The organism is Corynebacterium sp. HMSC075D04, assembly GCF_001815635.1.
Taxonomy (GTDB): Bacteria; Actinomycetota; Actinomycetes; order Mycobacteriales; family Mycobacteriaceae; genus Corynebacterium; species Corynebacterium coyleae.
Genome location: NZ_KV821367.1, coordinates 29,663 through 53,092 on the forward strand (window position 1 = coordinate 29,663; position 23,430 = coordinate 53,092).

Genomic DNA, 23,430 nt, shown 5'->3' on the forward strand with positions numbered 1-23,430 from the left:
AATATGACTACCTCTATTTCCTCGAATCAGGGTTCGCACGGCGAGCAGGCCTCCACCGAGACGCCGGCTGCTGGCCAGGCCCAGGCCCAGGCGTTCCGTCAGCCGGAGTCGGCTGCTGCTGGTGTCACCCCGGGTGAGATCCTGCAGTCCAACGAGCCGAACCGCGACGAAGTGCGCATGAAGGACATGTGGGAGTTCCAGAAGGACCACATGAACCTGGTGTCGCCGCTGAACCGTCGTAAGTTCACCGTCCTCGTTGTTGGTACCGGCCTGTCCGGTGGCGCAGCTGCTGCGGCACTTGGCGAGCTCGGCTACAACGTCAAGTCCTTCACCTACCACGATGCTCCGCGTCGTGCGCACTCCATTGCTGCACAGGGTGGCGTCAACTCCGCCCGCGGCAAGAAGGTGGATAACGACGGTGCTTACCGCCACGTCAAGGACACCGTGAAGGGCGGCGACTACCGCTGCCGCGAGTCCGACTGCTGGCGCCTGGCTGTCGAGTCGGTCCGCGTGATCGACCACATGAACGCCATTGGCGCTCCGTTCGCTCGTGAGTACGGCGGCACCCTGGCCACCCGTTCGTTCGGTGGCGTGCAGGTCTCCCGTACCTACTACACCCGTGGCCAAACAGGCCAGCAGCTGCAGCTGTCCACCGCTTCGGCTCTGCAGCGCCAGATCCACCTGGGCAACGTTGAGATCTTCACTCACCACGACCTGATGGATCTGATCATCACCGAGAAGGACGGCAAGAAGCACTGCTCCGGCATTGTGACTCGTAACCTGATCAACGGTGAGATCACGCCGTTCACCGGCCACGCAGTCATCCTGGCTACCGGCGGTTACGGCAACGTGTACCACAAGACCACGCTGGCGAAGAACTCCAATTCTTCCGCCATGATGCGTGCGTACGAGCGTGGTGCCTACCTGGCGTCCCCGTGCTTCGTCCAGTTCCACCCGACCGGTCTTCCGGTCAACGCGAAGTGGCAGGCAAAGACCACGCTGATGTCGGAGTCGCTGCGTAACGACGGCCGCATTTGGACCCCGAAGGAAAAGGGCGACGACCGCGACCCGAACACCATTCCGGAAGACGAGCGTGACTACTTCCTGGAGCGTCGCTACCCGGCCTTCGGCAACCTGGTGCCGCGTGACGTTGCGTCCCGTGCGATCTCCCAGCAGCTCAATGCCGGCTACGGTGTTGGCCCGCTGCACAACTCCGCATACCTGGACTTCTCCGACGCGATTGAGCGCCTCGGCGAGGACACCATCCGTGAGCGTTACTCGAACCTGTTCGAGATGTACGAGGACTCCACTGGCGACGACCCGTACAAGGCTCCGATGCGTATTGCACCGACCGTCCACTTCACCATGGGCGGCCTGTGGACCGACTTCAACGAGATGACCTCCATCGACGGCCTGTTCGCCGCCGGTGAGTGCTCCTGGACCTACCACGGTGCAAACCGTCTGGGTGCCAACTCGCTGCTGTCCGCATCCGTCGACGGCTGGTTCACCCTGCCGTTCACCGTCCCGAACTACCTGGCAAACCACCTCGGTGAGGAGAAGCTCTCCGAGGACTCCCAGGAAGCCAAGGACGTTGTTGCTGAGGTGGAGGAGCGCATCGCGCGCATCATGTCCATCCGTGGCCCGGAGCCGCACGGCCCGGAGCACTTCCACGAGCAGCTCGGCGACATCCTCTACGAGCACTGCGGCGTTGCCCGCACCGTGGAGGGCCTGGAAGAGGGCATCCGTAAGATCCGTGCACTGCGCGAGGACTTCTGGACCAACATTCACATCCCGGGTACCGCAGATGACATGAACCAGACCCTCGAGGCAGCGCTGCGCCTGGTTGACTACATCAACCTCGGCGAGCTCATGTGCATCGACGCTCTTGACCGCGACGAGTCCTGCGGTGCTCACTACCGTATGGATCACCTCACCGATGACGGCGAGGCAGAGCGTGACGACGACAACTGGTGCTTCGTCTCCGCGTGGGAGCCGGCCGGCGAAGGCCAGTTCATCCGCCACGCTGAACCCCTGTACTTCGATTCGATCCCGCTGATGGCAAGGAACTACAAGTAATGAAACTGACACTTGAAATCTGGCGCCAGGCTGGTCCTGACACTGAGGGCAGCTTCGAGACCGTCCAGGTCGACGACGCTGTGGAGCAGATGTCCATCCTGGAGCTGCTCGACCACGTCAACAACAACTACGTCGAAGAGGGCAAAGAACCGTTCGTGTTCGCCTCTGACTGCCGCGAAGGCATCTGCGGCACCTGTGGCGTACTGGTCAACGGTCGCCCGCACGGTGCTGGCCAGAACACGACGGCCTGCCTGCAGCGCCTGTTTAACTACAACGACGGCGACACGCTCAAGATTGAGCCGTTCCGCTCCGGTGCATTCCCGGTGATCAAGGACCTGGCTGTGGACCGTTCCGCTCTGGACCGCGTCATGCAGCAGGGTGGCTACGTCTCGGTCAACGCCGGTACCGCTCCGGATGCTGACACGCTGGCTGTGAACCACAAGGATGCAGAGACCGCGCTTGACTACGCAGCCTGCATCGGTTGTGGCGCTTGTGTGGCTGCCTGCCCGAACGGTGCTGCGCACCTGTTCACTGGCGCGAAGCTCAAGCACCTGAAGCTGCTGCCGCTGGGCAAGATGGAGCGCGGCCGCCGTGCCCGCAACATGGTTGATGAGCTGGAGACGAACTTCGGCCACTGCTCGCTGTACGGCGAGTGTGCTGATGTTTGCCCGGCCGGTATCCCGCTTGATGCAGTCGGTGCGATCAACGCTGAGCGTGCCCGTGCTGCCTTCAAGGGTGGCGACGACTAGATCTGCCGTATACTCCGAGGTATTGGAGTCCTGGTAGAACCAGCAGTAGTAGAAGGAAACATCATCATGGGTTCTCATGCAGTTGCAGATATCCACAGCGAGTCTTTCCCTGAGTACCAGAGCAGGATTGAGGACACGTACATCGAGGGCTACGATCCGGTATCCCTGGGTGCGCCGCACTCGTCCCTGAACCGCAACTTCACCTGGGTTGCGATGGGTCTGCTCCTGTCCGCACTGTTCGGTGTTGGCCTGGCAGTGTGGGGCTGGGGTGCGATGGTCTACGGCTTTGGCTCGCAGACTCACGGTCTGGCAGAGCGTCTGCTCATCCTGGGCGTCGCTGAGGCAGTGATCACCACGGTGCTCGCCTTCATCTTCATCGGCCTTGGCCGGAAGGATTACAAGGAGTACCGCAAGCGCACTGGCCGCGTGAACTAACGCGCTGGACGCTTTTGCCCTCTTCGTTTCGGCGGAGGGGGCATTTTTCGTGCCCATGTCGGCCGGGCTGCTTTAATCGGGGGCATGACTGATCAGTTGATGCCAAGCCCAACCAATGAGGCGGAGCGGCGCCGCGTCCTGCGAAACCACAAGATCGCGGTGACAAGTTTGCTTGGGGTTGCTGCGGTGATCTTCCTTGCGTGCTCGTGGGCGCAATCCCAAGGCGCAACGGCGGCGTGGATTGGTTACGTGCGTGCTGCGGCGGAGGCCGGCATGGTGGGTGGTTTGGCCGACTGGTTTGCGGTGACGGCGTTGTTTAAGCACCCGATGGGGATTCCGATTCCGCACACGGCGATCATCCCGAACAAGAAGGATCAGGTTGCGGGGGCGCTGAGCGACTTTGTCAGCGAGAACTTCCTGAATGCGCGCACGATTACGCAGAAGGTGATGGATGCGGGCATCCCGGAGCGGGTAGGCACGTGGATGGCGCAGCCGGCGAACGCGGAGCGTGTCAGCGAAGAGGTTGGCACGTTCGTGGTGCGCATGGTTGAGGGCATCGATCCGAAGGAGGCGGAGCGGTTTATCGATTCGCAGGTGATCGACCGCTTTGCGGAGCCGATTTGGGGCCCGCCGCTGGGCCGTGCGCTGGAGGGGTTGATTGCGGATGGCAAGGTGGAGCCGGTGGTGGATGACATGGTGGCGTGGGGTCGTCGCAAAGTAAATGGCATGGAGGACACGGTCGTTTCACTTATCGACGAACGCATGCCCCGCTGGGCACCCCAATTCGCCAAAGACCTCGTGGGGCAGCGCGTGTACGACGAGTTGGTGTCGTTCATGGCGGACGTGGACGCGGACCCGCAGCACGAGGCGCGCAGGGCGCTGCGCCGACAGATCAACGACTTCGCGCAGGACCTGCAGTTTGATGGGGAGATGATCTCGCGCGTGGAGGCGTTGAAGGGCGACATTATGGCGTCGAACGCGGTGCGTTCGGCGTCGGCGGGGATGTGGGCGCAGTTGTCCACAGCGTTGGTGGAGGCGGCCTCGGATCCGTCGAGCACGCTGCGCAGGAAGATCGCGGATGCGTCGATGGAGTGGGGCACCAAGCTTCGCGACGACCCCACAGTCCGCGCCGATGCCGAAGCACGCCTGGAAAAGATCACCCACTACGCGGCTGAGAACGGCGCGGAACAGATCGTGGGCATCATCGCGGAGACGATCGAGCGCTGGGATGGGGAGGAAGCAGCGGAGAAGATCGAGCTGATGGTGGGGCGTGACCTGCAGTTTATTCGTCTGAACGGCACTGTGGTCGGTGCACTGGCCGGTTTGGTTATTTACACTGTGACACAGCTCTTGTTCTTTTAGATGAAAGGTAAAACTATGGCTGACAACAATGGCGAGATCCGCAACAACCTGCGCGACGCTGGCGAGGCCCTGCTGCTGGCAGGTTCTTCCCTCGGTGCGGCGCTGGGCAAGGTAGCCGGCGAGCTCTCTGAGCGTTTCCAATCCACGTCCGATGAGGCTCGCACAAACTTGAACGCGGCGACGTCGGAGGGCGACGTGCGCAACGTGGCCAACAACTTCGTCGATGAGGCGGAGAAGCTCTTTAACTCCCTGCGTGAGCGTGATCTGCAGATCTCCGACGACCTCAAGGAGACTGTGACTACGAAGGTAAATGAGGTGCGCGCTGCGCTCAACGAGCGTCTGGATAAGGCTCTTGACGGGGTCGACGACAAGGGTGTTATGAGCGATGTCCGCTCGCGTTTCGACGGCCTGGTGGAGCGCCTCCAAGACCAGTTCACCAACACCACCGGTGACGGCGATATTATCGACGGCGAGATTCTGGAGACGGACGAAACCGACTCCAACAACACCGCTAACTAGAAGGTTGGGATATGGATACCGCGGCTCTTGAGCAGATCCAGTTCATCACGACGCTCCCGTCACGCGCGAGCTTCCTCATGCTCTTCGCGGTCGGCATCGCAGGCCTTGTGGCTGCCGGGCTCGTGGCGACGACCCGCCCCGACGCGTTCGAAGCAGCAGGCCGCCAGTCGAAGGGCGCCTGGATTGGCATCCTGGCGCTGTCTGCGGTGGCGTGCATGCTCGGCCTGCCGTTCATCGCATGGTTTGGTGCGGTGGCGATCGGTATCTACTACTTCGACATCCGCCCCCAGATCAAAAACATTCTGGAGGGCAACGCGGGCTGGTAGCACGCCCGCGCCGCCGCAGCGCCGCCGCAGCGCCGCCGCAGCGGCACCGCTTAACCCTGCTGGGTCGTGAACCCGGCGGGGTTTTCTTGCATCATCTGCAGTTCGTTGAAGTTCACGTCGGTGCCCACCATGGAGACTTGGAGGCCGCCGTCGATGACGCGGAAGTCGTCGATACGCATGGTGCTGTTGGCTTCCTGGGCCATGCCGTTGGACAGGGCGCCGCTGATGGCGTCGGCGACACCGTCGGGCAAGTCGAAGCCGAACAAGGAGGTGTTCTCGGCCTCGAGTGCGAGTTGGCCGTCACGCATGGAGGGGTGCAGATCGATGCCTGCGACACCGCCGCTGAACTCGACGGTGAAGGTACCGGCCTCGGGGTTCGCGGTGACGTCGCTGACGTTGATGAAGTTGGCCAGGAATCCGGCGTCCTCGCCCATCTGCTGCTCCAACTGCTGGTTGAGTATGGCGCGGACGTAGTCGGTGGGCAGATCGGAGGTCAGGTGGAGGGTTTCGGCGACCGGGTCGCCACCTGCGATGTGGACGTTGTCCATCTCCACGACGGCGGCGGGCGCGCCGGTGAAGGTGTTGCCGTCCACAACCAGGGTGGAGTCCTGGTCGATTTTCATGTGGGGGAACTTTCCACCCAGCAGGCCGAGTGTGACTGGCTTTGGGCCGAAGGACACCGAGGTGCCTTCCGGGGCTTCGGACGTGACCTGGTGGGACACGAACGCGCGGATGCCTCCTTCCGCAACGGCGAACAGGAGGAGTACTCCGACGATGATGGAGAGGGTGACTTTCCAGGCTTTGGTCATGCGGGCCAGTTTAGGAACTTGGGGCGATGGCGTTCCACTCGACGGTCACGGAATTGTCGGAAAAGCGGCGCCGCTGGGGCGTGATCGGCCATTTTGCGGCCAGGTCGTCGAGGGCGTGGCGCCAGCGCACGCGCGGGCCGTGGGGTTCCCATCCGGCGGCGTGTTCCCAGGCGGTATCGGCGTCGGTAAGAAATGCGTGGATGGCCTCGCCGGGCACATTGCGGTGGATCAGCGCTTTGGGGAGGCGCTCCGCCACCTCTGAGGGGGTTGCGGTGTGGAAGGGATCCCAGGAGAGGGTTAAGGAGACGGGGCCGGTGTCGTCGAGAAGCAACCATGCGCAACGGCGTCCGATTTCATCGCAGGTGCCTTCGACGAACAGGCCGCCCGGCGCAAGGCGTGAGCAGACGGTGTCCCACACGTCGGGGACTTGGTCGACGTCGTATTGGCGCAGCACGTTGAAGGCGCGCACGAGGTGGGGGCGGTAGCCAGCAAGTTCGAAGCCACCGAGCTCGAAACGCACGCCGTCGCGGGGCGGCAGGACGCGCTCCGGGTCGATCTCCAGGCCCACGACCTCGATGTCGGGGCGGATCTGGCGCAGCCACCCGGCCCATTCGACGGTGGTGGCATGCGAGGCGCCGTAGCCCACATCCACGGCCAGCGGGTCGGGTACGGCGCGCAACAGGGACTGGACCCGCGGGTGAAAGCGGGTCCAGCGATCAGATCTGCGCAGACGATTAAACCCGGTCGTGCCGCGGGTGATCACCCCGTAGGGTTTGCCCGCCGCACCCGGGTTATCGGCGCGGAGATTGTGATAGTGGGGGATTAGAGGTTCTCGCTAATCCACTGCTCGGTGAGCTTCGCTTCGTTTTCCACGATCTCCTCGAGTGCCTCGGCGACCTTCGGCTCGAGGGCAGCGCCCATAAACGGGATGTTGACCTTGGCTTCGAGCTCGTAGTCAAGCTTGGTGTTGTCGCCGTCGCGGGTTGCTGTGTATTCGGCGCCGAGGTCCACCGGGGTGCCCTTGACGTCGCCGGTCATGGTGTGCTTGGCGGTGTCGCCGTCGAGCGCGCCTACGGTGACGACGCGCTTGAGCTTCAGGTCCTGGGACACCATCGCCTGTGCTGCCGGCGGGAGGATAGAGGTCGGCAGAATCTCAAAGAGGGTTGCGGTGTTGTCCGCGAACTCGTTGAGCTCGCCCGGTTCCGGGGAGAGTTTCTCTGCGATGAACTCCCAGTATTCGCGCGTGGCGTAGGCTTGCGCGACCTTTTCGATCGGCTGGTTGATGGTCACAGTGATCTCACTACGTGCAGTCATGGATCACAGACTACCGTTGTTGGCGTGTCAACCCCATCATTTGCCTCTCTGACCACGTTGCGCGTCGGCGGTTCGCCGGCCGAGATCATCGAGTGCACCAGCGCTGAAGCACTCGCCGAGACCGTCGCGCGCCTTGATCGCGCCGGTTCGCCGCTGCTTGTTGTCGGCGGCGGTTCCAACCTGCTTGTTGCGGAAGGTGCGCTCGATCTTTCTGCTGTGTTGGTGCGCAACGAGGGCATCTCGCTTATCGACGACACCACGCTGCGCATCCAAGCCGGCACCGTCTGGGACGACGTGGTTGCCTTTGCTGTGGACCATGGCCTGGGTGGCATCGAAGCATTGTCGGGCATCCCGGGCTCCGCTGGTGCCACCCCGGTGCAAAACGTGGGTGCGTACGGCTCCGAGATCTCGGACGTGCTGACCCGCGTGCGCCTCTACAACCGCGAGACGGGTGCCGACGAGTGGGTGTCCGCCGACTCCCTCGACCTGGCGTACCGCTACTCCAACCTGAAGTTCACCTCGCGTGCCGTGGTGCTGGAGATCGAGATGGCGCTGGAGAAGACCGATCAATCGATCCCGCTGCGCCACCTGGGCGGGGAGCGGGTGTCGCTGGCGGAGGCCCGCGCATCCGTGCTGGAGACGCGCCGGGCGAAGGGCATGGTGCTCGACGCGGACGACCACGACACGTGGTCCGCGGGCTCGTTTTTCACCAACCCGGTCGTGCCCACCGCACTGGCGGATGAGATCGAGGCCAAGGTCGGCGAAGACCACATGCCACGCTTTGCCGCTGGTGAGGGCCAAGAGAAGTTGTCTGCGGCGTGGCTGATCGAGCGCGCCGGCTGCCCCCGCGGATTCCCCGGGGAGGACGCGCCAGCACGCCTGTCCACCAAGCACACCCTTGCGCTGACGAACAGGGGTAACGCCACGGCGGACGACATCGTGGCGTTGGCGCGGAGGGTGCAGGGGGTCGTCGACAAGCAGTTTGGCGTTGAGCTGCACCCCGAGCCGGTCTGGGTGGGCCTTTAGCGCGAACCCCCGTCGCACGAGCAAATGGTGAGAATCAAACGGGGAGAACGCCAAAATTTTGCCGAGCTCACCATTTGGTTCTCACCATCTGTGAGAGGAGCGGCGGATGGCCGCCGCGAGACCAACAAAGCAGCGCGGGTGTCCGGACCGAGCCTTTAGCGCTGCTCGAGCTTGGACAGCAGGTCCTCGCGGACTTCGCGGCGGCGTAGCTTGCCCATCTGGTCCTTAGCCAGCTCCTCGAAGTGGTAGAAGGTGCGCGGCACCTTGTAACGGGTGAGGTTCTCGCGGGCGAAGTCCTTCAGGCCGTCGGGGTCGAGGGCGGCGCCGTCGCGAAGCACAACGCAGGCGACAACATCCTCCGAACCGTCGGAGCGCGGACGGCCGACCACGGCGACATCCTCGACGTCCTTGTGGGTGCGGATGACCTCCTCAACCTCCGCAGGGTAGACGTTGAACCCGCCGGTGATGATGAGCTCCTTGATGCGGGAGACGAGCTTGATAAAGCCGTCCTCCTCCATCACACCCATGTCGCCGGTGCGGAACCAACCGTTGTGGAAGACCTTCTCGGTGGCCTCAGGGTTGTTGAAGTAGCCGGAGAACACCTGCGGGCCCTTCGCCAGGATTTCGCCGTCCTCGCCGTAGGGCATGTCCTTGTCCGGGTTGTCCGGGTCGACGATGCGGATCTCGGTGTCGGGGAAGGGGATGCCAATGTAGCCGGGGCGACGGTCCGCGGTCTGCGGGTTGCCCACGATGATCGGCGACGTCTCGGTCAGGCCGTAGCCTTCGACCAGGCGACCGCCGGTGGCGCGCTCCCACTCCTCGATGATCTCCTTCGGCAGCGACGACGCTCCCGAGAAGCCAATCTGGACCGGGGACAGGTCGATGTTTTTCTTCTTCGCCGTCTTCAGGATGCGCTCGAACAGGGTGGGCACACCCGGAATGAATGTTGGCGGGGTTTTCTTGATGGCCTTCATCACAAGAGGCATCTGCGGGGCTGGCAGGAGCACAAGTTCTGAGCCGATCAGCATGGTCAACGTCAACGAGAACGTCAGGCCGTAGGCGTGGAAGAACGGCAGGGCCGCCAGCATGCGCTGGTTGCCCTCTTGGAGTTCCTTTACCCACGCCTGGCCTTGCAGCGGGTTGGCAACCAGGTTCGCGTGTGACAGTGCCGCGCCCTTCGGCGCGCCGGTCGTGCCGGAGGTGTACAGGATCACCGCGGGGCTTTCCGGAGTGATCTCCGCTGGGGGTTCCAGGTCAGTGCCCAGCCCACCGATGGCGGAGCTGGTCAACGACTCCCATGGCACCGTGTTGCTGCACGGGCCGGTGAGCGCTGCGCGGGCTTCCATCACCTTTGGCAGCGGCAGGCGCAGCGCGAGCTGCTGGGCGCGTGGCATGGCCTTGATCATGTTCACGCTGACCACGGTTTCCAGCGGAGTGTCGGCGCGCAGCTGCTCAAGCGTGTCGGCGGCCTTGTCCCACACGATTGCCACACGGGCGCCGTGGTTCTTGAATTGTGGGCGCAGCTCGTGGGCGGTGTAGAGCGGGTTGTGCTCGACGACAACACCGCCGATCTTCTGCACAGCAAAGAAGGCGGCGACGTGCTGGGGGCAGTTCGGCAGCATGATGGCCACGCGGTCACCCGGGCGAACGCCGAAGGCTTTCAGACCTGCGGCGGCGCGGCGCACCTCGCGATCGAGCTCGCTAAAGGTTTGGGTGCGGCCGAAGAACCTGGTGGCGGTGTTGTTGCCGTTGGCGGCCAGGTTGTCGTCGTAAAGATCGTTCAGCGTGCGGTTGCCGTACTCCAGCGAGTGGGCGGTCCACTCGGGGTAGTACTGCAGCCAGGGGGCGTCTCCATTGGTTGGGGAGGGTGAAGTCATGGTGACCACCCTACGCCCATCTACCTACGGTTGGGTAAGAAGACTGACGAGAGTGTCGCGAACCTCACGGCGACGAATCTTGCCTGTCTGGTCCCGGTTCAGCTCCTCGAAGTGGTAGAACTCGCGCGGCACCTTGTAGCGCGTCAGGTGCTTGCGGGCGTAGGCCTTGAGGCCTTCGGGGTCGAGCGCGGCGCCGTCGACAAGCGTGATGCACGCGACGACATCCTCGGCGCCATCCTCGCGGGGGCGGCCGACGACCGCGATGTCGTCGATATCCGGATGGCGGCGAAGTACGCCCTCCACCTCGTCCGGGTACACGTTGAAGCCGCCGGTGATGATCATCTCCTTGATGCGCGCCACCAACTTGATCCAGCCGTCCGGCTCCATGACGGCCATGTCGCCGGTGCGGAACCAACCATCGTGGAACGCGTTCTCGTTTGCCTCCGGGTTGGTCAGGTAACCAGCGAAGACCTGCGGGCCACGGGCGAGCAGCTCGCCTGGCTCGCCGTCGGACATGGTGCGAGAGGGGTCGTCCGGGTCAGCGATGCGGATCTCCGTATTGGGGAAGGGGAGACCGATGTAGCCCGGACGACGTGTGCCGTCGAGGGGGTTGCCGGCGAGGATCGGCGAGGTTTCCGTCAGGCCGTAGCCCTCGATGAGGCGCCCGCCCGTGGTGTTTTCCCACAGTTCGATCGTCTCTGCAGGCAGGGTGGATGCGCCGGAGATCGACGTGTGAATCGAGGAAAGGTCGACGTTGTCTTTCTTCGCCCATTCGATGATTTTGGCGTACAGCGTGGGCACGCCCGGCAGCATCGTTGGCCGCGTTTTCAGGATCGCCGACTGGTACAACTGTGGCTGCGGTGCGGGCACGAGCACGATCTGCCCGCCGACCGTCAGTGGCAGGCCGTAGTTCAACGCAAGGCCGTAGATGTGGAACATCGGCAGCACGGCGAGCACCTTTTCGCGCACCGCACCCCAGTCCTCCAGCCACTCGATGCCCGCCTTGAGGACCGAGACGATATTGCGGTGCGACAGTGGCGCACCCTTAGGTTTCCCGGAGGTGCCTGAGGTGTAGAGGATAAAGGCGGTGGTTTCCGGTTCGATCGGTGGCAGGTGCACCGTGCGAGAACGTGTCCGCAGGAGGTCGGTGAAGTTCATGGTCCCTGGGGCGGGGGCGCTGAGCTCGGCGCGCTTCTTCTTTACCGGCGGTATTGGCAGTGCGAGCAATGCCTTCAAGTGCGCGGGCATGGCGTCGATCATGTTGACGGCCACAACGGTTTCCAGCGGGGTGCGTCCGCGCAGGGAGAGGAAGGTGTCCGCTTCACGGTCGAAGACAATCGCAATCTTCGCTCCGTGGTCGTTGAACTGTGGCTCGAGCTCGTCTGCAGTGTAGAGCGGGTTGTGTTCGACGACGACCGCGCCCAGCCGCAGGATCGCCGTGACTGCGATGACGTGCTGCGGGCAGTTGGGGAGCGCAACCGCCACGCGGTCCCCAGGCTGGACGCCGAGTTTGGCCAAGCCGGCTGCCGCGCTGCCGACGTGATCGTTGAGCTCGGCGTAGGTGAGCTCCTTGCCCATAAACCATGTTGCGGCGCTGCGCGGTTGGGTGGCCACGGCCCGGTTGAACCAGCTCACGAGCGTATCTGTGCCGATTTCGGGACGCGGGTTCGTCCATTCGGCGTATTGCTCAATCCAGGCCTGTGTGTCTGCGGCGCCCATTGCATCCTCTCGGTTATGGTCATGTGTAACTAAACGTGTTGCGGAGTATAACTTACTCTTGCGTAGGTTGTGAATGGGTGCGCGCAAGAAATTGATCATCTACACTTGCCCGCATCACATATTTGGGGAAATACGGGGGGATTTTTCATGACCACGTTCCATGACGCCACGCTTCGCGACGCTGTTGCCATGCCGGAGCTTGAACTCACACCACCTGAGGTGCTCGATCAAACCAACCTGGTGGATCCGGTGAAATCGCCGCCGAAACAGGGCTGGCGCAAAATGATCCACACCGCCACTCGTGGTCGCATCAACCCGGGCGGTTCGCGCAAAGAGCTCGAGGAGCAGCAGCTTATCGACGCCATCCGTGCGCCCCTGCGCGGCGACTACCGCATTGCGGTGATGAGCCTGAAAGGTGGCGTCGGTAAGACCACAACCACCGTTGGCCTTGGAGGCGTGTTCGCACAGACCCGTGGGGATCGCGTCATCGCCATCGACGCCAACCCGGACCTGGGCACACTTGCCCAACGCGCAGCAACCGCGCCACCGGCCACCATCCGTGACCTGCTCCACGCGCCGGAAACGCACCGCTACCCGCAGGTCCGTGCCTTTACTAACCAGGCAGCATCGCGGCTCGAGGTGATCGGCTCCGAGCGAGACCCGGCGGTCTCCGAGGCGTTTTCGGAAGCCGACTACCGCCACGCCATCGACATCCTGCAGCACCACTACAACGTCATTCTCACCGACTGTGGCACCGGCCTGATGCACTCCGCGATGGCGGGCGTGCTCGACCTGGCCAACGCGCTTGTGCTGGTCACCTCACCTGCTCTCGACGGCGCGCAGTCCGCATCCGCGACCCTCGACTGGCTCAACCTCCACGGCTACGACCAGTTGGCCGCCAACGCTGTCGTGGTCATTTCCTCATCCGCACCGGGCAAGCCGACCATCGACATGGGCAAGGTCACCGAACACTTCGCCTCGCGTACGCGGGCGGTACACACGATCCCGTACGACAGGCACCTGGCGGAAGGTGCGGTCGTCGATTTGGAGCGCATGGCCCCGGCAACCCTGAAGTCCTATCAGCACCTGGCGGCTACGGTGGCGGCGGACTTCGGTGCGTGGCACCGGCACGCGGCGCACTAAAGGCCTTTGTAGACCTCGCCACGCGGCGCGATGCGCAGTACTTCCACTAGAACGACTTTTTGCTGAACTGAGTAGATGATCCGGAACCCGCCAACCCGGATTCGGAAATCGTCGTAGCCGGTTAATCGGACACAACCGGCGGGGAATGGATTAGCGGAGAGCGCTTGTAAGGCTTCGGTAATTCGCTCGAAGGTGTTTCGGTCGCTTCGTCGAATTTTTCTGAGGTCACGACTGGCTTGGTTGGTGAGCTCGACTTGGTATTTCATTGACACCCCCTAGAAAATGTGTACAGTGTGTACCAACTGTACACAGTATGGATGAAGGGGTGGTGCACTGTGAAAGCGCCGGAAGACGCAATTGCGCTTGTTGAATTGCGGAATCGCTTAGGTGAGACGGTTGACCGAGCGAATTATGCAGGTGAGCGGGTGTTGATTACCCGGAACGGGAAGTCTGCTGCAGCTATCGTGCCGGTTGAAGACTTGGTGCTGTTGGAAGAGCTAGAGCAGGTCGCTGACCGCGAACTGCTACGCCGTGCCCGTGAGGAGGACGACGGAACGAGGACACCGCTCGAGGTGGTTCTCAAACAGCTCGCTGAGGAAGATTTGCAAAGCCATACCAACGCGCAGTGACGCAGGGTTTTGCGCCGCGCTAATCTGGCCCGCATGCGCGTCGCCATGATTTCAATGCACACCTCTCCGCTCGAGCAGCCGGGAATCGGTGATGCCGGTGGCATGAACGTCTACGTTCACAACATTGCGACCCAACTGGCCCGCCAGGGCACGCAGGTGGATGTGTTCACCCGTGCGACGCGGCCCAGCCAGGGCGAGATCGTCGAGGTCGAGCCAGGCTACCGGGTGATCAATATCGTCGCCGGGCCGTATGAGGGGCTGGAGAAAGAAGACCTGCCGACCCAACTCGCTGCGTTCGCCGGCGGGGTGGTGCAGTTCTGCCGGGCAAACGGGTTGACCTATGACCTGATCCATTCGCACTACTGGCTCTCCGGCCAGGTGGGGTGGTTGCTCGCCGACCTTGCTGGGGTGCCGCTGGTGCACACCGGGCATACGTGGGCGGCGGTGAAAAACGCCTACGGGGTGGGTGGATCGGAGTCGGAGGCGCGCCGTATTTGCGAGCAGCAACTCGTGGACAACGCCGAAACGCTCGTGGTCAACACCGAGGATGAAACCAGCGAGCTTGCCCGCTTCTACGACGTGGACCCGTCGAAGATCTCCGTGGTCAGCCCTGGTGCAGATACGGAGTTGTTTACCCCGGGCACGAACCGCAACACGGAACTTGCGCGCCGCCACCTGGGCATTCCGTTGCACGCGAAGGTGGTTGCGTTCGTCGGCAGGCTGCAGGATTTCAAGGGCCCGCAGGTGTTGTTGCGTGCGATGGGGGAGGTCGTGCGCCGCGCTCGCGTCGAAGGTCCGTTGCACGTGATCATCTGTGGTGGGGCGAGCGGGTCCGGCTCCTCGGTGGAGCACTACCGTGCGATCGCGGACGAGGAGGCGCTGGGTGCCACCGTGCGTTTCCTTGGCCCGCGTCCGCCTGAAGAACTCGTCAGCATCTACCAGGCGGCGGACGTCGTCGCGGTGCCGAGTTACAACGAAAGCTTCGGCCTGGTCGCCGTGGAAGCGCAGGCCACCGGCACCCCGGTGGTGGCGGCGAAGGTCGGCGGGCTCCCGATCGCGGTGTGTGACGGGGAGACCGGCCTGCTGGTGGGCAGCCACGACACCAACGAGTGGGCGGATGCGCTGGAGCGGTTGCTTATCGACGACTCCACGCGCATCCACATGGGCGAATCCGCCGTCCGCCACGCGGCCCGGTTTAGCTGGGCGGCGTCGGCAGACCAGCTCGCGGGCGTCTATAAGCAAGCGCTCGACGGTTACGACCCCTGTGAGGCTCCCCGGATCCCCGGCGGCAACTAGCGGATGATCGCGTTCACGGCGGCGCTGATCTCACCTGCACGCTGGTTGGCTGCGGCACCCGCACGTCCGGCAAGCTCCTGCGCTGCGGCAACCGGGTCTGCTGCTTGGGGAAGACGTTGCGCCTCCCCGGCGAGGCGAGCAGCATCAGCCTGGGCACCGTTGACTGCGCCGGTGAGTTTGTGGAACTTCGACGGTGCCGGCGCGGGCTTGTTGGCGGCGGCTGGGTTGTGCTGGGCGATTTCGTCGCGAAGCGTTGCAAACTCCGCGCGCGGCGCCGGCTCAGCAGGAGTAAACGCCTGATTTACCTGACCGTCGGGGATGCCGTAGGCGGACTCGAGCGCACGATCGACCTGCTGGGAGTTGCCGAAGGGGCCGTATCCGATGACGGTCAACCCGATGGCCTCGCCCGTGCGCGGGTCGTAGTTGATGCCGCCGGAATCGCCCGAGGCGTAGTTCAACCCGACGTGCCAGATGAAGTTCTGGGTACGAAACACCTGGGTGCCGCATGAGCGGCCGGTGCGCATGCCGTCTTTGCAGATGGGCTGGCCAAAGTTGTCAAAGCTGATCAGCTCGTTGCCCAGGCTGCGGTAGTCCTTCACCCCGGTGATCGCCACGTTCCGGGAAGGTGCAGAACCCCACTGGTCGCGGGAGGTGGACCAGCCGGAGGCAGAAACGCCTGGGTCGAGGCGGACCATGGCCCAGTCGGGCTCGTCGATAATGCGGTAGAAGTCCATCAATTCGCCGTTGCCCAGCTCGAACTTCTTGCGCTGCGTATCAATGGTGCCCACGTGCGGGTAGCGCACCCCGCCACCACTTCGTACCGGCGCGTACACCTCCGGGCGCACCGTTTTATCGTCCACGTCGAAGCAGTGCGCGGCGGTGATCATGATCCGCTTCGTCTGCCCGTCAGGGGTGCGCACCACACCGGAAGGGCCCTGGCTGCAGCGCGAGGTGTTGGCAAAGGAATCAGAGCCCTGAAACAGCGTGGCCACAGGCGCGCCGGGGGCGGCAAGCGCAGGCGCTGCGGCAGCAGATGGGGCAGTGGTCAGTGCCGCGGCGACAGCAACCGCGGCGGCGTAGCGAAAAACCTTGAGCATGCCCACGACACTAAACCTCTTTCGTGGCATGCTTAAAGTCATGGGTAACGGAAAGTTGATTCTTGTACGTCACGGTCAAAGTGAGTGGAACAAGTCGAACCAGTTCACCGGCTGGGTGGACGTCGACCTGACAGAGCAGGGCGAGCGCGAAGCCGTCAACGCCGGCAAGCTCATGGTTGAAAAGGGTGTCCTGCCGGACATCGTGTTCACTTCGCTGCTGCGTCGCGCGATCCGCACCGCCAACATTGCGCTGAACGCAGCGGACCGCCACTGGATCCCGGTTGTGCGCAACTGGCGCCTCAACGAGCGTCACTACGGCAAGCTGCAGGGCCTGAACAAGGCGGAGATCCGCGACAAGTACGGCGATGAGCAGTTCATGGAGTGGCGTCGTTCCTACGACACTCCGCCACCGGCGATCGACATCGATAACGAGTACGCGCAGACCAACGACCCGCGCTACGCGTTCCTGCCGGAGGTGCCGCGCACCGAGTGCCTGCAGGACGTTGTGCGTCGCTTCCTGCCGTACTACGAGGAGGCAATCTTGCCGCAGCTGCTGCAGGGCAAGACTGTCATGGTCGCAGCGCACGGTAACTCCCTGCGTGCGCTGGTGAAGTACCTCGACGGCATTTCCGACGAGGACATTGCGGCGCTGAACATCCCGACCGGCATGCCGCTGCTGTACGAAATCGGCGAGCGCGGCAAGGTGCTCAACCCGGGCGGTACCTACCTCGACCCGGAGGCTGCCGCTGCAGGCGCTGCCGCTGTGGCTAACCAGGGCAAGAAGTAGCGCTTAGGCTGTGTCGCCAGTTCTTGCGTTTATTCTCGGCGCGCTCGTCGCCGTCCCCGCTGCCCATCTCGGGCGGCGGGCATTGCGTTGGTATGCCCGAAACAGTGCGGACGACCACGATGAAGACACTGGCGTGAGCACTGTCAGCGATATGTTGCACCTGGTGACACAGGGATCGCCCACCGGCATCGTCGTCGTTGGAAGAAATGGCAAGGTGCAACTGTCCAACGCGCGTGCCCACGATATGTCGCTTGTGCACGACGGCACCGTCAACCCCCGCGTATTCGATGTTGCGGAGCAGGTGATGGACGATGCGGAGCAACGTGTCATCGACATGGAGATGCCACAGCGCACCACCGGTAACCGTATCCGTAACGTGCGCGCGGTAGTTGCTCCGTTGACGCTGACGGATAACTCGTCGGTGATCATTTACGGCTCCGACGAGTCTGAGAATGTGCGGATGGAGCACGCGCGGCGTGATTTCGTCGCAAATGTCTCGCACGAGCTCAAAACCCCCGTCGGTGGCATGTCGCTGCTGGCGGAGGCGCTTCTGCAGGATCCGACTGACCCGGAGATGGTCGAATACTTCGGCGGGAAACTGCACAAGGAAGCGCACCGCATGGGGGAGATGATCACGGATCTGATTGCGCTGTCGAAGTTGCAAGGCGCGGAAGCGCTGCCCGACATGGCGCCAGTGCGTGTCGACGACATCATCGACGAAGCCGTCATCCGCAACCACGTCACCGCCGAAAACCGCAAGATTGAGATCAACCGTGGCGCCCCCACTGGGCTGTACGTGCTCGGCGACAAGTCGATGCTCACAGTGGCTGTGGCCAACCTGATCTCCAACGCGATCAACTACTCGCCGGATGGGCAGCCGGTGAGCATCACGCAGAAAACGGTGCGCGACAAAGCGGTGCTGATCCGTGTCACGGACCGCGGGATCGGCATTGCGCCCGAGGACCAAAAACGCGTGTTTGAGCGGTTCTACCGGGTGGATAAGGCCCGTTCTCGCTCGACAGGTGGCACTGGCCTGGGACTGGCGATTGTCAAGCACGTGGTTGCCAACCATGGCGGTAACATAACCGTGTGGTCCAGGCCCGGCACCGGCTCAACGTTCACCATTGAGTTGCCGATCTTTGACCCGGAATCTGTTCACGCCTCTGCTGGCAGAAAGGAACTTGAGCAGCAGTGACGACCATCCTTATCGTCGAGGACGAAGAGAACTTATCGGACCCGCTCGCGTTTTTGCTGGGCAAGGAAGGGTTTGAGACCAAGATCGCGCCGGACGGTCCGACGGCGCTGCAGCTCTTCGACTCTGAAGACATCGATCTGGTTCTGCTGGATCTCATGCTGCCAGGGATGAGCGGCACGGAGGTGTGCCGAAAGCTGCGTGCGGAGTCGTCGGTGCCGATCATTATGGTCACGGCGCGTGACAGTGAGATCGATAAGGTTGTCGGCCTGGAGCTGGGGGCGGACGATTACGTGACCAAGCCGTACTCCACCCGCGAACTCGTCGCCCGCATCCGCGCGGTGCTGCGCCGCGGTCCGGAGGCGGAAAGTGTGGAGGAGGCCGACGACCAGCTGCTGAAGGGCGGCCGGGTGGTCATGGACATCGACCGCCACACGGTGCTCGTGGACGGCCAGCCGGTGCCCATGCCGCTCAAGGAGTTCGACCTGCTTGAGTACCTCATGCGCAACGCCGGCCGCGTGCTCACCCGCGGCCAGTTGATCGACCGCATCTGGGGCGCCGACTACGTGGGCGACACCAAGACCCTGGACGTGCACGTCAAGCGGTTGCGTTCCAAGATCGAGGCGGAGCCGAAGCGCCCCACTCAGCTGGTTACCGTGCGCGGCCTGGGTTACAAGTTCGAGGCCTGATCCGTCGCGGGGTGGGTGGCTTTCGCCTCCTGCGGCAGGTTCGCGCGAGCCTCGCAATGCTTTGCGACGATCGCATACGGGACCTCACCAATCAGCGCAATCAACTCGTCCTTCATGGACTGCCAAATCGGCTTGAGGCTGCCGTTGTTCGGGGTGTGGCACTGCGGTGAGGCGGTGCACCACCAGTCGAAGTCCTCGCCGCCGTCGCCCCATTGGCGGCGGTCGTACTCACCGATGGTGGTGCGCAGGATCTCGTGGCCGTCGCTACGCTCTTGCCATTCATCCTCGCGGGAAAACGGCACCTGCCAGCACACTTCCGGCTTAGTGCCAACGATGTTGTGGCCTTCCGCCATCGCCCACTGGTGCAGCGCACAGCCCGCACCGGTCGGGTGGCCGGGGCGGTTAGCAAAGATGCAAGCGCCGTCGACCACCTTTGTCTTGATGTGCGGACCGTCGTCCTCTTCATCGCTGTCGTCCCACTCCAGCCACGGCTCGAGCCACGTGGGGTCGTCGGCCTTGAAGAACTCATCCGTGTCGGCCGGACGCAACTGCCAGTACTTCGCCGGCATCAACGCAACGGAGTTATATACGGTGTCGCGGTCTTCTTCGTCGGCAATGTATGCGCCGTGGATGCAGCAGCCGACCGCCTGGTTGGATTCGTCGATACCCAGGCACTGTGACGTGCCAAATCGGCACGACCAGGTGGACTCGAGCCAGGTCAGATCTAGCGAAAACGTGTGGTCAGGGTCCTCCGGGTGGACAAACTCAAACCATTCGCGCGGGAATTCCTGGGCCGTTTCCCTGCCTGCCGCAATGGAGCGACCTGCCGGGGAATCTGCCGGAAAGCCAAGAAAAACAGGATTCGGGGCTGGTTGATTCACACTTGCACACCGTAGACCCGTTACGCTGAGGTGGTGCGATTAGGTGTATTAGACGTCGGAAGCAACACCGTCCATCTTGTGGCGGTCGATGCATACGGTGGCGGACGCCCCACCCCGATGAGTGACTGGAAGCAGCCGCTGCGGCTTGTCGAGTTGCTGGATAAGAAAGGCAACATCGAACAAAAAGGCATCGACAAACTTGTCGACGCCTGCCAGGAAGCAGCCGACCTCTCCAACAATCTCAAGTGCAAAGAGGTCCTTGCCTTCGCCACCTCGGCAGTGCGCTCCGCGACGAACTCCGAGGACGTGCTGAAGCAGGTGAAGAAGAAAACCGGCGTGGACCTAGAGATCCTCTCCGGCGAAGAGGAAGCACGCCTGACCTTCCTCGCTGCCCGCCGCTGGCACGGCTGGTCCGCCGGCCGCATCACCAACCTGGACATCGGCGGTGGCTCGCTCGAGATTTCCTCAGGCACCGAAGAAATGCCGGACCTGGCAGTGTCGCTGGACCTCGGCGCTGGCCGTCTGACCCACGAGTGGTTCGACACCGACCCGCCAGAGCGTAAGAAGATCAACATGCTGCGCGACTACATCGACGCGGAACTCGCCGGCCCCGCCGAAGAATTTAAAGCACTCGGCGAGGTAGGCCTGGCGGTGGGTACGTCGAAGACGTTCCGCTCCCTTGCCCGCCTTACCGGTGCAGCACCATCGTCGGCAGGTCCGTTCGTGCAGCGCACCCTCACCGCACCCGGTTTGCGCCAGCTCATCGCGTTCATTTCACGCATGACAGCAGCGGACCGTGCGGAGCTCGAAGGCATCAATGCGGACCGATCCCACCAGATCGTCGCCGGTGCCCTCGTTGCCGAGGCTGCAATGCGCGCACTAAATATTGATAAGTTGGAGATCTGCCCGTGGGCCTTGCGTGAAGGCGTGATTCTGAAACGCATCGACCAGGGCGGTTTGAATGCCGATAAAGGAGACGACGAGTAAATGGCCGACAAGCAGCTCACGGTAGCCGAGCTCCTCGCGCGCGCCGAGAAGGAAAATCCTTCGGCCACACGACGCCCCCGGCGCCGCCGCAGCCTCGAAGACGGTGGCGTTTCGGTCGCCGAGCTCACCGACTCCTTTAAGAAGGTCAACGTCAAGCCTGTCGAGGCGAAGCACTCGAGCGTGCCTATCGACGCCCCCGCCGAACCGGCAAAGACCGTCAAGCAGGAGAAGCCAGGGGAGAAGCCTGCGGAGAAGCCTGCCAAGCAGGAGAAGCCTGAAGAGGCAGTGGCCAAGGCGAAGCCGACTCAGGCTCCGCCTGCCGAGGACGACACCCACGTCATTCCGGTCGTGCGCGAAGGCGCTGCCAAGCCGGCAGGAAAGCCGGCAGAGAAACCTGCTGCTAAGCCTGCGGAGAAGCCTGCAGCACAGGCCACGGCACCGGCGGCGCCTGCGGCAGCTGCGGCGGCTCCTCAGTCGGGGGAGAAGCCGGTAGATGAGGTAGTCGTCGATAAGCAGGATGCGGAGCTCGACCTGGTCGAGGACGACCTGCCTGACGAGGACGTCCGCGACATCGAAGTCGAGGACGCCTCCATCAACCCGATTCTGATGGTGCTGCTCGTTGGCCTGGGCGTGCTGCTTGGTGTGCTTGGGTTCCTGGCATTCAAGTGGCTGTGGGCGCACGTCATCCCAGTTGTTGCGGTGCTGCTTGGCATCGTCGCAGTGGTCGGCGTGGTTTTCGGTGTGCGTGCGATGCGCACCGGACGTGATGGCCTGAACATGGCGCTTGCAGGTATCGCTGCAGCAGTTATGGCATTTGGGCCCGCGTTGATCTAAACATGGCAACCATGGCAAACATCGCAATTATTGGCGCCGGAAATATCGGCGAAGCGCTCCTGTCGGGTCTGATCCAGTCCGGTTACGACCCGGAGAAGATCACGGCGACGAATAGGTCGTCGCAACGCAGCGAAGTATTGCGTGAGCGCTACGGCGTGCGCACCACCAACGACAACCACGAAGCCGTACAGCACGCCGACGTCGTGTTCCTGTGCGTGAAACCCGCGGGCATCCTCGACGTCATCGCCGAAATTGGCGAAGGCTTTGGCGACGCCGACAACACCCCGGTCCTGGTCTCCATGGCAGCAGGTATCACGCTGGCAGCGATGGAAGAGGCAGTGGCGCTCGCAGGCGCCCCGATCGCGCGCGTTATGCCGAATACGCCCATGCTCGTCGGTAAGGGCGTGCTTGCGGTGACCTACGGGCGTTTCGTTGACGACGAGCAGCGGCAGACCGTCGATGAACTGCTCGCCGCCGCCGGCGAGGTTGTCACCGTCACCGAACCGCAGATCGACGCAGTGACCGCAGTGTCCGGCTCCGGCCCTGCGTACTTCTTCCTTGTCACCGAAGCGATGGTGGACGCGGGCGTGTCCCTCGGCCTGCCGCGCGACCTTGCGGAGCGTCTGGCTAAGGCCACCGCGGCCGGTGCAGGCGCGATGCTGGAAGGCGAGGATGGGCCCGTGCAGTTGCGTGCCAACGTTTCGTCCCCGGCAGGCACAACCGCGCGTGCGATCCGCGAGTTGGAGGAGTCCGGTCTGCGTGGTGCGTTCTACCGCGCGATGGAGGCCTGTGCGCGCCGGTCGAAGGAACTTGGCGAGGAATAACCCCGGTAGTCACACCCGTCACAACTGATGCTGTGTGTTCACTACCTGCACTCTGAAAAAATTCTCTCCCTTAAGTCGCACTCAACCCATGTTTCACGTTAGGGTGGTTGGAGCACGTGCGTGTTCGTCCTGCGGGAGGGGAAGCCTGCAGCGCGTTTGCGTGCCGAGAGGTAAGAATTAAGTGGTTAATGAAGATAAAGGAAAGTTCCTGACGGTCGCCGAAGTCGCGGAGATTATGCGCGTCTCCAAGATGACCGTCTACCGCCTCGTTCACTCCGGCGAACTGCCTGCCGTCCGCGTAGGCCGTTCGTTCCGTGTCAACGAAAACGCGGTGAACGAATACCTGGAGTCCTCCGTCTACGACGTGGGGTAAAACCACTCCAGACCCCTACGAAACGCCCGTTCCCACCTGATTTCAGTGGGGGAACGGGCGTTTTCGGTTTTTGGCTGCTGGTCTGCACGCCTGTATGCTTGGCGTGTTCAGGTTGGCCACAACCTGTGGGAGTGTGCACCTCCCACTGTTCCCCGCAAGCGGTCGTGCCGACCACGTACGTACGAAGCAACGTTAGAAAAGAGGAAGCCTTATGGGTTCAGTTATTAAGAAGCGCCGCAAGCGTATGTCGAAGAAGAAGCACCGCAAGATGCTCCGCCGCACTCGTGTGCAGCGTCGTAAGCTCGGCAAGTAAGCCAAGCGCCGCCCGCCTCCGTTTTTGTGGAGGCGGGCTTTTTGTTTGCCTTCCGTGGAGCGGATGGTGGGGTGTGGGTGTGTCCCTATATATGGCGTCGGATTGGGGTTGGGGCGGATGGTGGGGTGGTGTTCTCCTGGTCTGTGGGCTGATCGTCTAGCTGGGCTTGTGAT

General features: G+C 63.0%; 26 protein-coding genes. 18 read left to right on the plus strand and 8 right to left on the minus strand.

Going from position 1 to position 23,430, the window contains the following annotated elements:
* The first annotated feature begins 3 nt into the window (after positions 1-3).
* From HMPREF3048_RS10690 to HMPREF3048_RS10715, 6 genes are all read left to right on the plus strand, one after another.
* Positions 4-2,076, plus strand: a complete 2,073-nt coding sequence (locus HMPREF3048_RS10690; protein WP_070482939.1) for a fumarate reductase/succinate dehydrogenase flavoprotein subunit — start codon at positions 4-6, stop codon at positions 2,074-2,076.
* A complete protein-coding gene (locus HMPREF3048_RS10695; RefSeq protein WP_070772221.1) occupies positions 2,076-2,825 on the plus strand; it encodes a succinate dehydrogenase/fumarate reductase iron-sulfur subunit in 750 nt (249 codons plus the stop codon). Before HMPREF3048_RS10690 ends, HMPREF3048_RS10695 begins: the two co-directional genes overlap by 1 nt.
* A 66-nt stretch (positions 2,826-2,891) precedes the next feature.
* Positions 2,892-3,260: a hypothetical protein gene (locus HMPREF3048_RS10700; RefSeq protein WP_070421511.1), complete on the plus strand. Its 369-nt coding sequence runs from the start codon at positions 2,892-2,894 to the stop codon at positions 3,258-3,260.
* A gap of 84 nt (positions 3,261-3,344) precedes the next feature.
* Positions 3,345-4,622 carry a DUF445 domain-containing protein gene (locus HMPREF3048_RS10705; RefSeq protein ID WP_224213154.1) on the plus strand — a complete coding sequence of 426 codons (1,278 nt, stop codon included), beginning with the start codon at positions 3,345-3,347 and terminating at the stop codon, positions 4,620-4,622.
* Positions 4,623-4,637: 15 nt separating this feature from the next.
* Positions 4,638-5,141: a CGLAU_01105 family protein gene (locus tag HMPREF3048_RS10710; RefSeq protein ID WP_070614793.1), complete on the plus strand. Its 504-nt coding sequence runs from the start codon at positions 4,638-4,640 to the stop codon at positions 5,139-5,141.
* Positions 5,142-5,152: 11 nt separating this feature from the next.
* Positions 5,153-5,467, plus strand: coding sequence for a DUF2516 family protein (locus HMPREF3048_RS10715; protein ID WP_083279324.1), 315 nt, complete (start codon positions 5,153-5,155; stop codon positions 5,465-5,467).
* 50 nt (positions 5,468-5,517) lie between these two features.
* Here the strand turns inward: HMPREF3048_RS10715 and HMPREF3048_RS10720 are convergent, their stop codons facing one another.
* Genes HMPREF3048_RS10720 through HMPREF3048_RS10730 form a run of 3 tightly spaced genes read right to left on the minus strand, consistent with a single transcriptional unit; the run spans position 5,518 to position 7,590 of the window.
* On the minus strand, positions 5,518-6,276 hold the full coding sequence (locus HMPREF3048_RS10720) for an LmeA family phospholipid-binding protein (RefSeq protein ID WP_070772223.1): 759 nt from the start codon (positions 6,274-6,276) through the stop codon (positions 5,518-5,520).
* A gap of 10 nt (positions 6,277-6,286) precedes the next feature.
* On the minus strand, positions 6,287-7,039 hold the full coding sequence (locus HMPREF3048_RS10725) for a class I SAM-dependent methyltransferase (protein WP_371326028.1): 753 nt from the start codon (positions 7,037-7,039) through the stop codon (positions 6,287-6,289).
* 59 nt (positions 7,040-7,098) lie between these two features.
* Positions 7,099-7,590 (minus strand): DUF2505 domain-containing protein, encoded by a 492-nt coding sequence (locus HMPREF3048_RS10730; protein ID WP_070421584.1) that lies wholly within the window; start codon positions 7,588-7,590, stop codon positions 7,099-7,101.
* Between the two features lie 24 nt (positions 7,591-7,614).
* On the opposite strand from HMPREF3048_RS10730, the gene HMPREF3048_RS10735 reads away from it, so the two are divergent.
* A complete protein-coding gene (locus HMPREF3048_RS10735; RefSeq protein WP_141750478.1) occupies positions 7,615-8,616 on the plus strand; it encodes a UDP-N-acetylmuramate dehydrogenase in 1,002 nt (333 codons plus the stop codon).
* Positions 8,617-8,771: 155 nt separating this feature from the next.
* On the opposite strand, the gene HMPREF3048_RS10740 is transcribed toward HMPREF3048_RS10735, so the two are convergent.
* Together HMPREF3048_RS10740 and HMPREF3048_RS10745 are read right to left on the minus strand one after the other, a co-directional pair.
* A complete protein-coding gene (locus HMPREF3048_RS10740; RefSeq protein ID WP_070772225.1) occupies positions 8,772-10,493 on the minus strand; it encodes a long-chain-fatty-acid--CoA ligase in 1,722 nt (573 codons plus the stop codon).
* A gap of 24 nt (positions 10,494-10,517) precedes the next feature.
* Complete coding sequence (locus tag HMPREF3048_RS10745; protein WP_371326171.1) at positions 10,518-12,311, minus strand: long-chain-fatty-acid--CoA ligase; 1,794 nt, start codon at positions 12,309-12,311, stop codon at positions 10,518-10,520.
* Positions 12,312-12,359: 48 nt separating this feature from the next.
* Between HMPREF3048_RS10745 and HMPREF3048_RS10750 the strand changes: the two genes are divergently transcribed.
* The gene (locus tag HMPREF3048_RS10750; protein WP_246818900.1) at positions 12,360-13,355 is read left to right on the plus strand and encodes a MinD/ParA family ATP-binding protein; all 996 of its coding nucleotides are present in this window, start codon (positions 12,360-12,362) and stop codon (positions 13,353-13,355) included.
* Here the strand turns inward: HMPREF3048_RS10750 and HMPREF3048_RS10755 are convergent.
* Positions 13,352-13,621, minus strand: coding sequence for a type II toxin-antitoxin system RelE family toxin (locus HMPREF3048_RS10755; protein ID WP_070421505.1), 270 nt, complete (start codon positions 13,619-13,621; stop codon positions 13,352-13,354). The genes HMPREF3048_RS10750 and HMPREF3048_RS10755 overlap by 4 nt on opposite strands.
* 69 nt (positions 13,622-13,690) lie before the next feature.
* Between HMPREF3048_RS10755 and HMPREF3048_RS10760 the strand changes: the two genes are divergently transcribed.
* Both HMPREF3048_RS10760 and mshA read left to right on the plus strand, forming a co-directional pair.
* Complete coding sequence (locus HMPREF3048_RS10760; protein WP_246815475.1) at positions 13,691-13,984, plus strand: type II toxin-antitoxin system prevent-host-death family antitoxin; 294 nt, start codon at positions 13,691-13,693, stop codon at positions 13,982-13,984.
* Positions 13,985-14,017: 33 nt separating this feature from the next.
* Positions 14,018-15,280: a D-inositol-3-phosphate glycosyltransferase gene (gene mshA, locus HMPREF3048_RS10765; RefSeq protein ID WP_070772231.1), complete on the plus strand. Its 1,263-nt coding sequence runs from the start codon at positions 14,018-14,020 to the stop codon at positions 15,278-15,280.
* On the opposite strand, the gene HMPREF3048_RS10770 is transcribed toward mshA, so the two are convergent.
* On the minus strand, positions 15,277-16,377 hold the full coding sequence (locus tag HMPREF3048_RS10770) for a chymotrypsin family serine protease (RefSeq protein WP_070772233.1): 1,101 nt from the start codon (positions 16,375-16,377) through the stop codon (positions 15,277-15,279). The genes mshA and HMPREF3048_RS10770 overlap by 4 nt on opposite strands.
* A 40-nt stretch (positions 16,378-16,417) precedes the next feature.
* Here HMPREF3048_RS10770 and HMPREF3048_RS10775 point away from each other — a divergent pair, with 40 nt between their 5' ends.
* From HMPREF3048_RS10775 to HMPREF3048_RS10785, 3 genes are read left to right on the plus strand one after another with little or no spacing between them, the layout of a single operon-like run.
* Positions 16,418-17,164 (plus strand): phosphoglyceromutase, encoded by a 747-nt coding sequence (locus tag HMPREF3048_RS10775; protein WP_070421582.1) that lies wholly within the window; start codon positions 16,418-16,420, stop codon positions 17,162-17,164.
* 10 nt (positions 17,165-17,174) lie between these two features.
* Complete coding sequence (locus HMPREF3048_RS10780) at positions 17,175-18,359, plus strand: sensor histidine kinase (protein WP_070482915.1); 1,185 nt, start codon at positions 17,175-17,177, stop codon at positions 18,357-18,359.
* Positions 18,356-19,045, plus strand: coding sequence for a response regulator transcription factor (locus tag HMPREF3048_RS10785; protein ID WP_070421500.1), 690 nt, complete (start codon positions 18,356-18,358; stop codon positions 19,043-19,045). Before HMPREF3048_RS10780 ends, HMPREF3048_RS10785 begins: the two co-directional genes overlap by 4 nt.
* Here HMPREF3048_RS10785 and HMPREF3048_RS10790 read toward each other — a convergent pair.
* Positions 19,027-19,926 carry a DUF3109 family protein gene (locus tag HMPREF3048_RS10790; RefSeq protein ID WP_070482911.1) on the minus strand — a complete coding sequence of 300 codons (900 nt, stop codon included), beginning with the start codon at positions 19,924-19,926 and terminating at the stop codon, positions 19,027-19,029. The genes HMPREF3048_RS10785 and HMPREF3048_RS10790 overlap by 19 nt on opposite strands.
* Positions 19,927-19,959: 33 nt before the next feature.
* Between HMPREF3048_RS10790 and HMPREF3048_RS10795 the strand changes: the two genes are divergently transcribed.
* The 5 genes from HMPREF3048_RS10795 to HMPREF3048_RS11900 all read left to right on the plus strand — a co-directional run bounded on the left by HMPREF3048_RS10795 (position 19,960) and on the right by HMPREF3048_RS11900 (position 23,257).
* Positions 19,960-20,913 carry a Ppx/GppA family phosphatase gene (locus HMPREF3048_RS10795; RefSeq protein WP_070421581.1) on the plus strand — a complete coding sequence of 318 codons (954 nt, stop codon included), beginning with the start codon at positions 19,960-19,962 and terminating at the stop codon, positions 20,911-20,913.
* The gene (locus HMPREF3048_RS10800) at positions 20,914-21,747 is read left to right on the plus strand and encodes a hypothetical protein (protein WP_070772236.1); all 834 of its coding nucleotides are present in this window, start codon (positions 20,914-20,916) and stop codon (positions 21,745-21,747) included.
* 11 nt (positions 21,748-21,758) lie between these two features.
* Positions 21,759-22,571 carry a pyrroline-5-carboxylate reductase gene (gene proC / locus HMPREF3048_RS10805; protein WP_070421580.1) on the plus strand — a complete coding sequence of 271 codons (813 nt, stop codon included), beginning with the start codon at positions 21,759-21,761 and terminating at the stop codon, positions 22,569-22,571.
* Positions 22,572-22,752: 181 nt separating this feature from the next.
* On the plus strand, positions 22,753-22,944 hold the full coding sequence (locus HMPREF3048_RS10810) for a helix-turn-helix domain-containing protein (RefSeq protein ID WP_070421497.1): 192 nt from the start codon (positions 22,753-22,755) through the stop codon (positions 22,942-22,944).
* A gap of 211 nt (positions 22,945-23,155) precedes the next feature.
* Positions 23,156-23,257, plus strand: coding sequence for a 30S ribosomal protein bS22 (locus HMPREF3048_RS11900; RefSeq protein WP_003855542.1), 102 nt, complete (start codon positions 23,156-23,158; stop codon positions 23,255-23,257).
* The last annotated feature ends 173 nt before the right edge of the window (positions 23,258-23,430 follow it).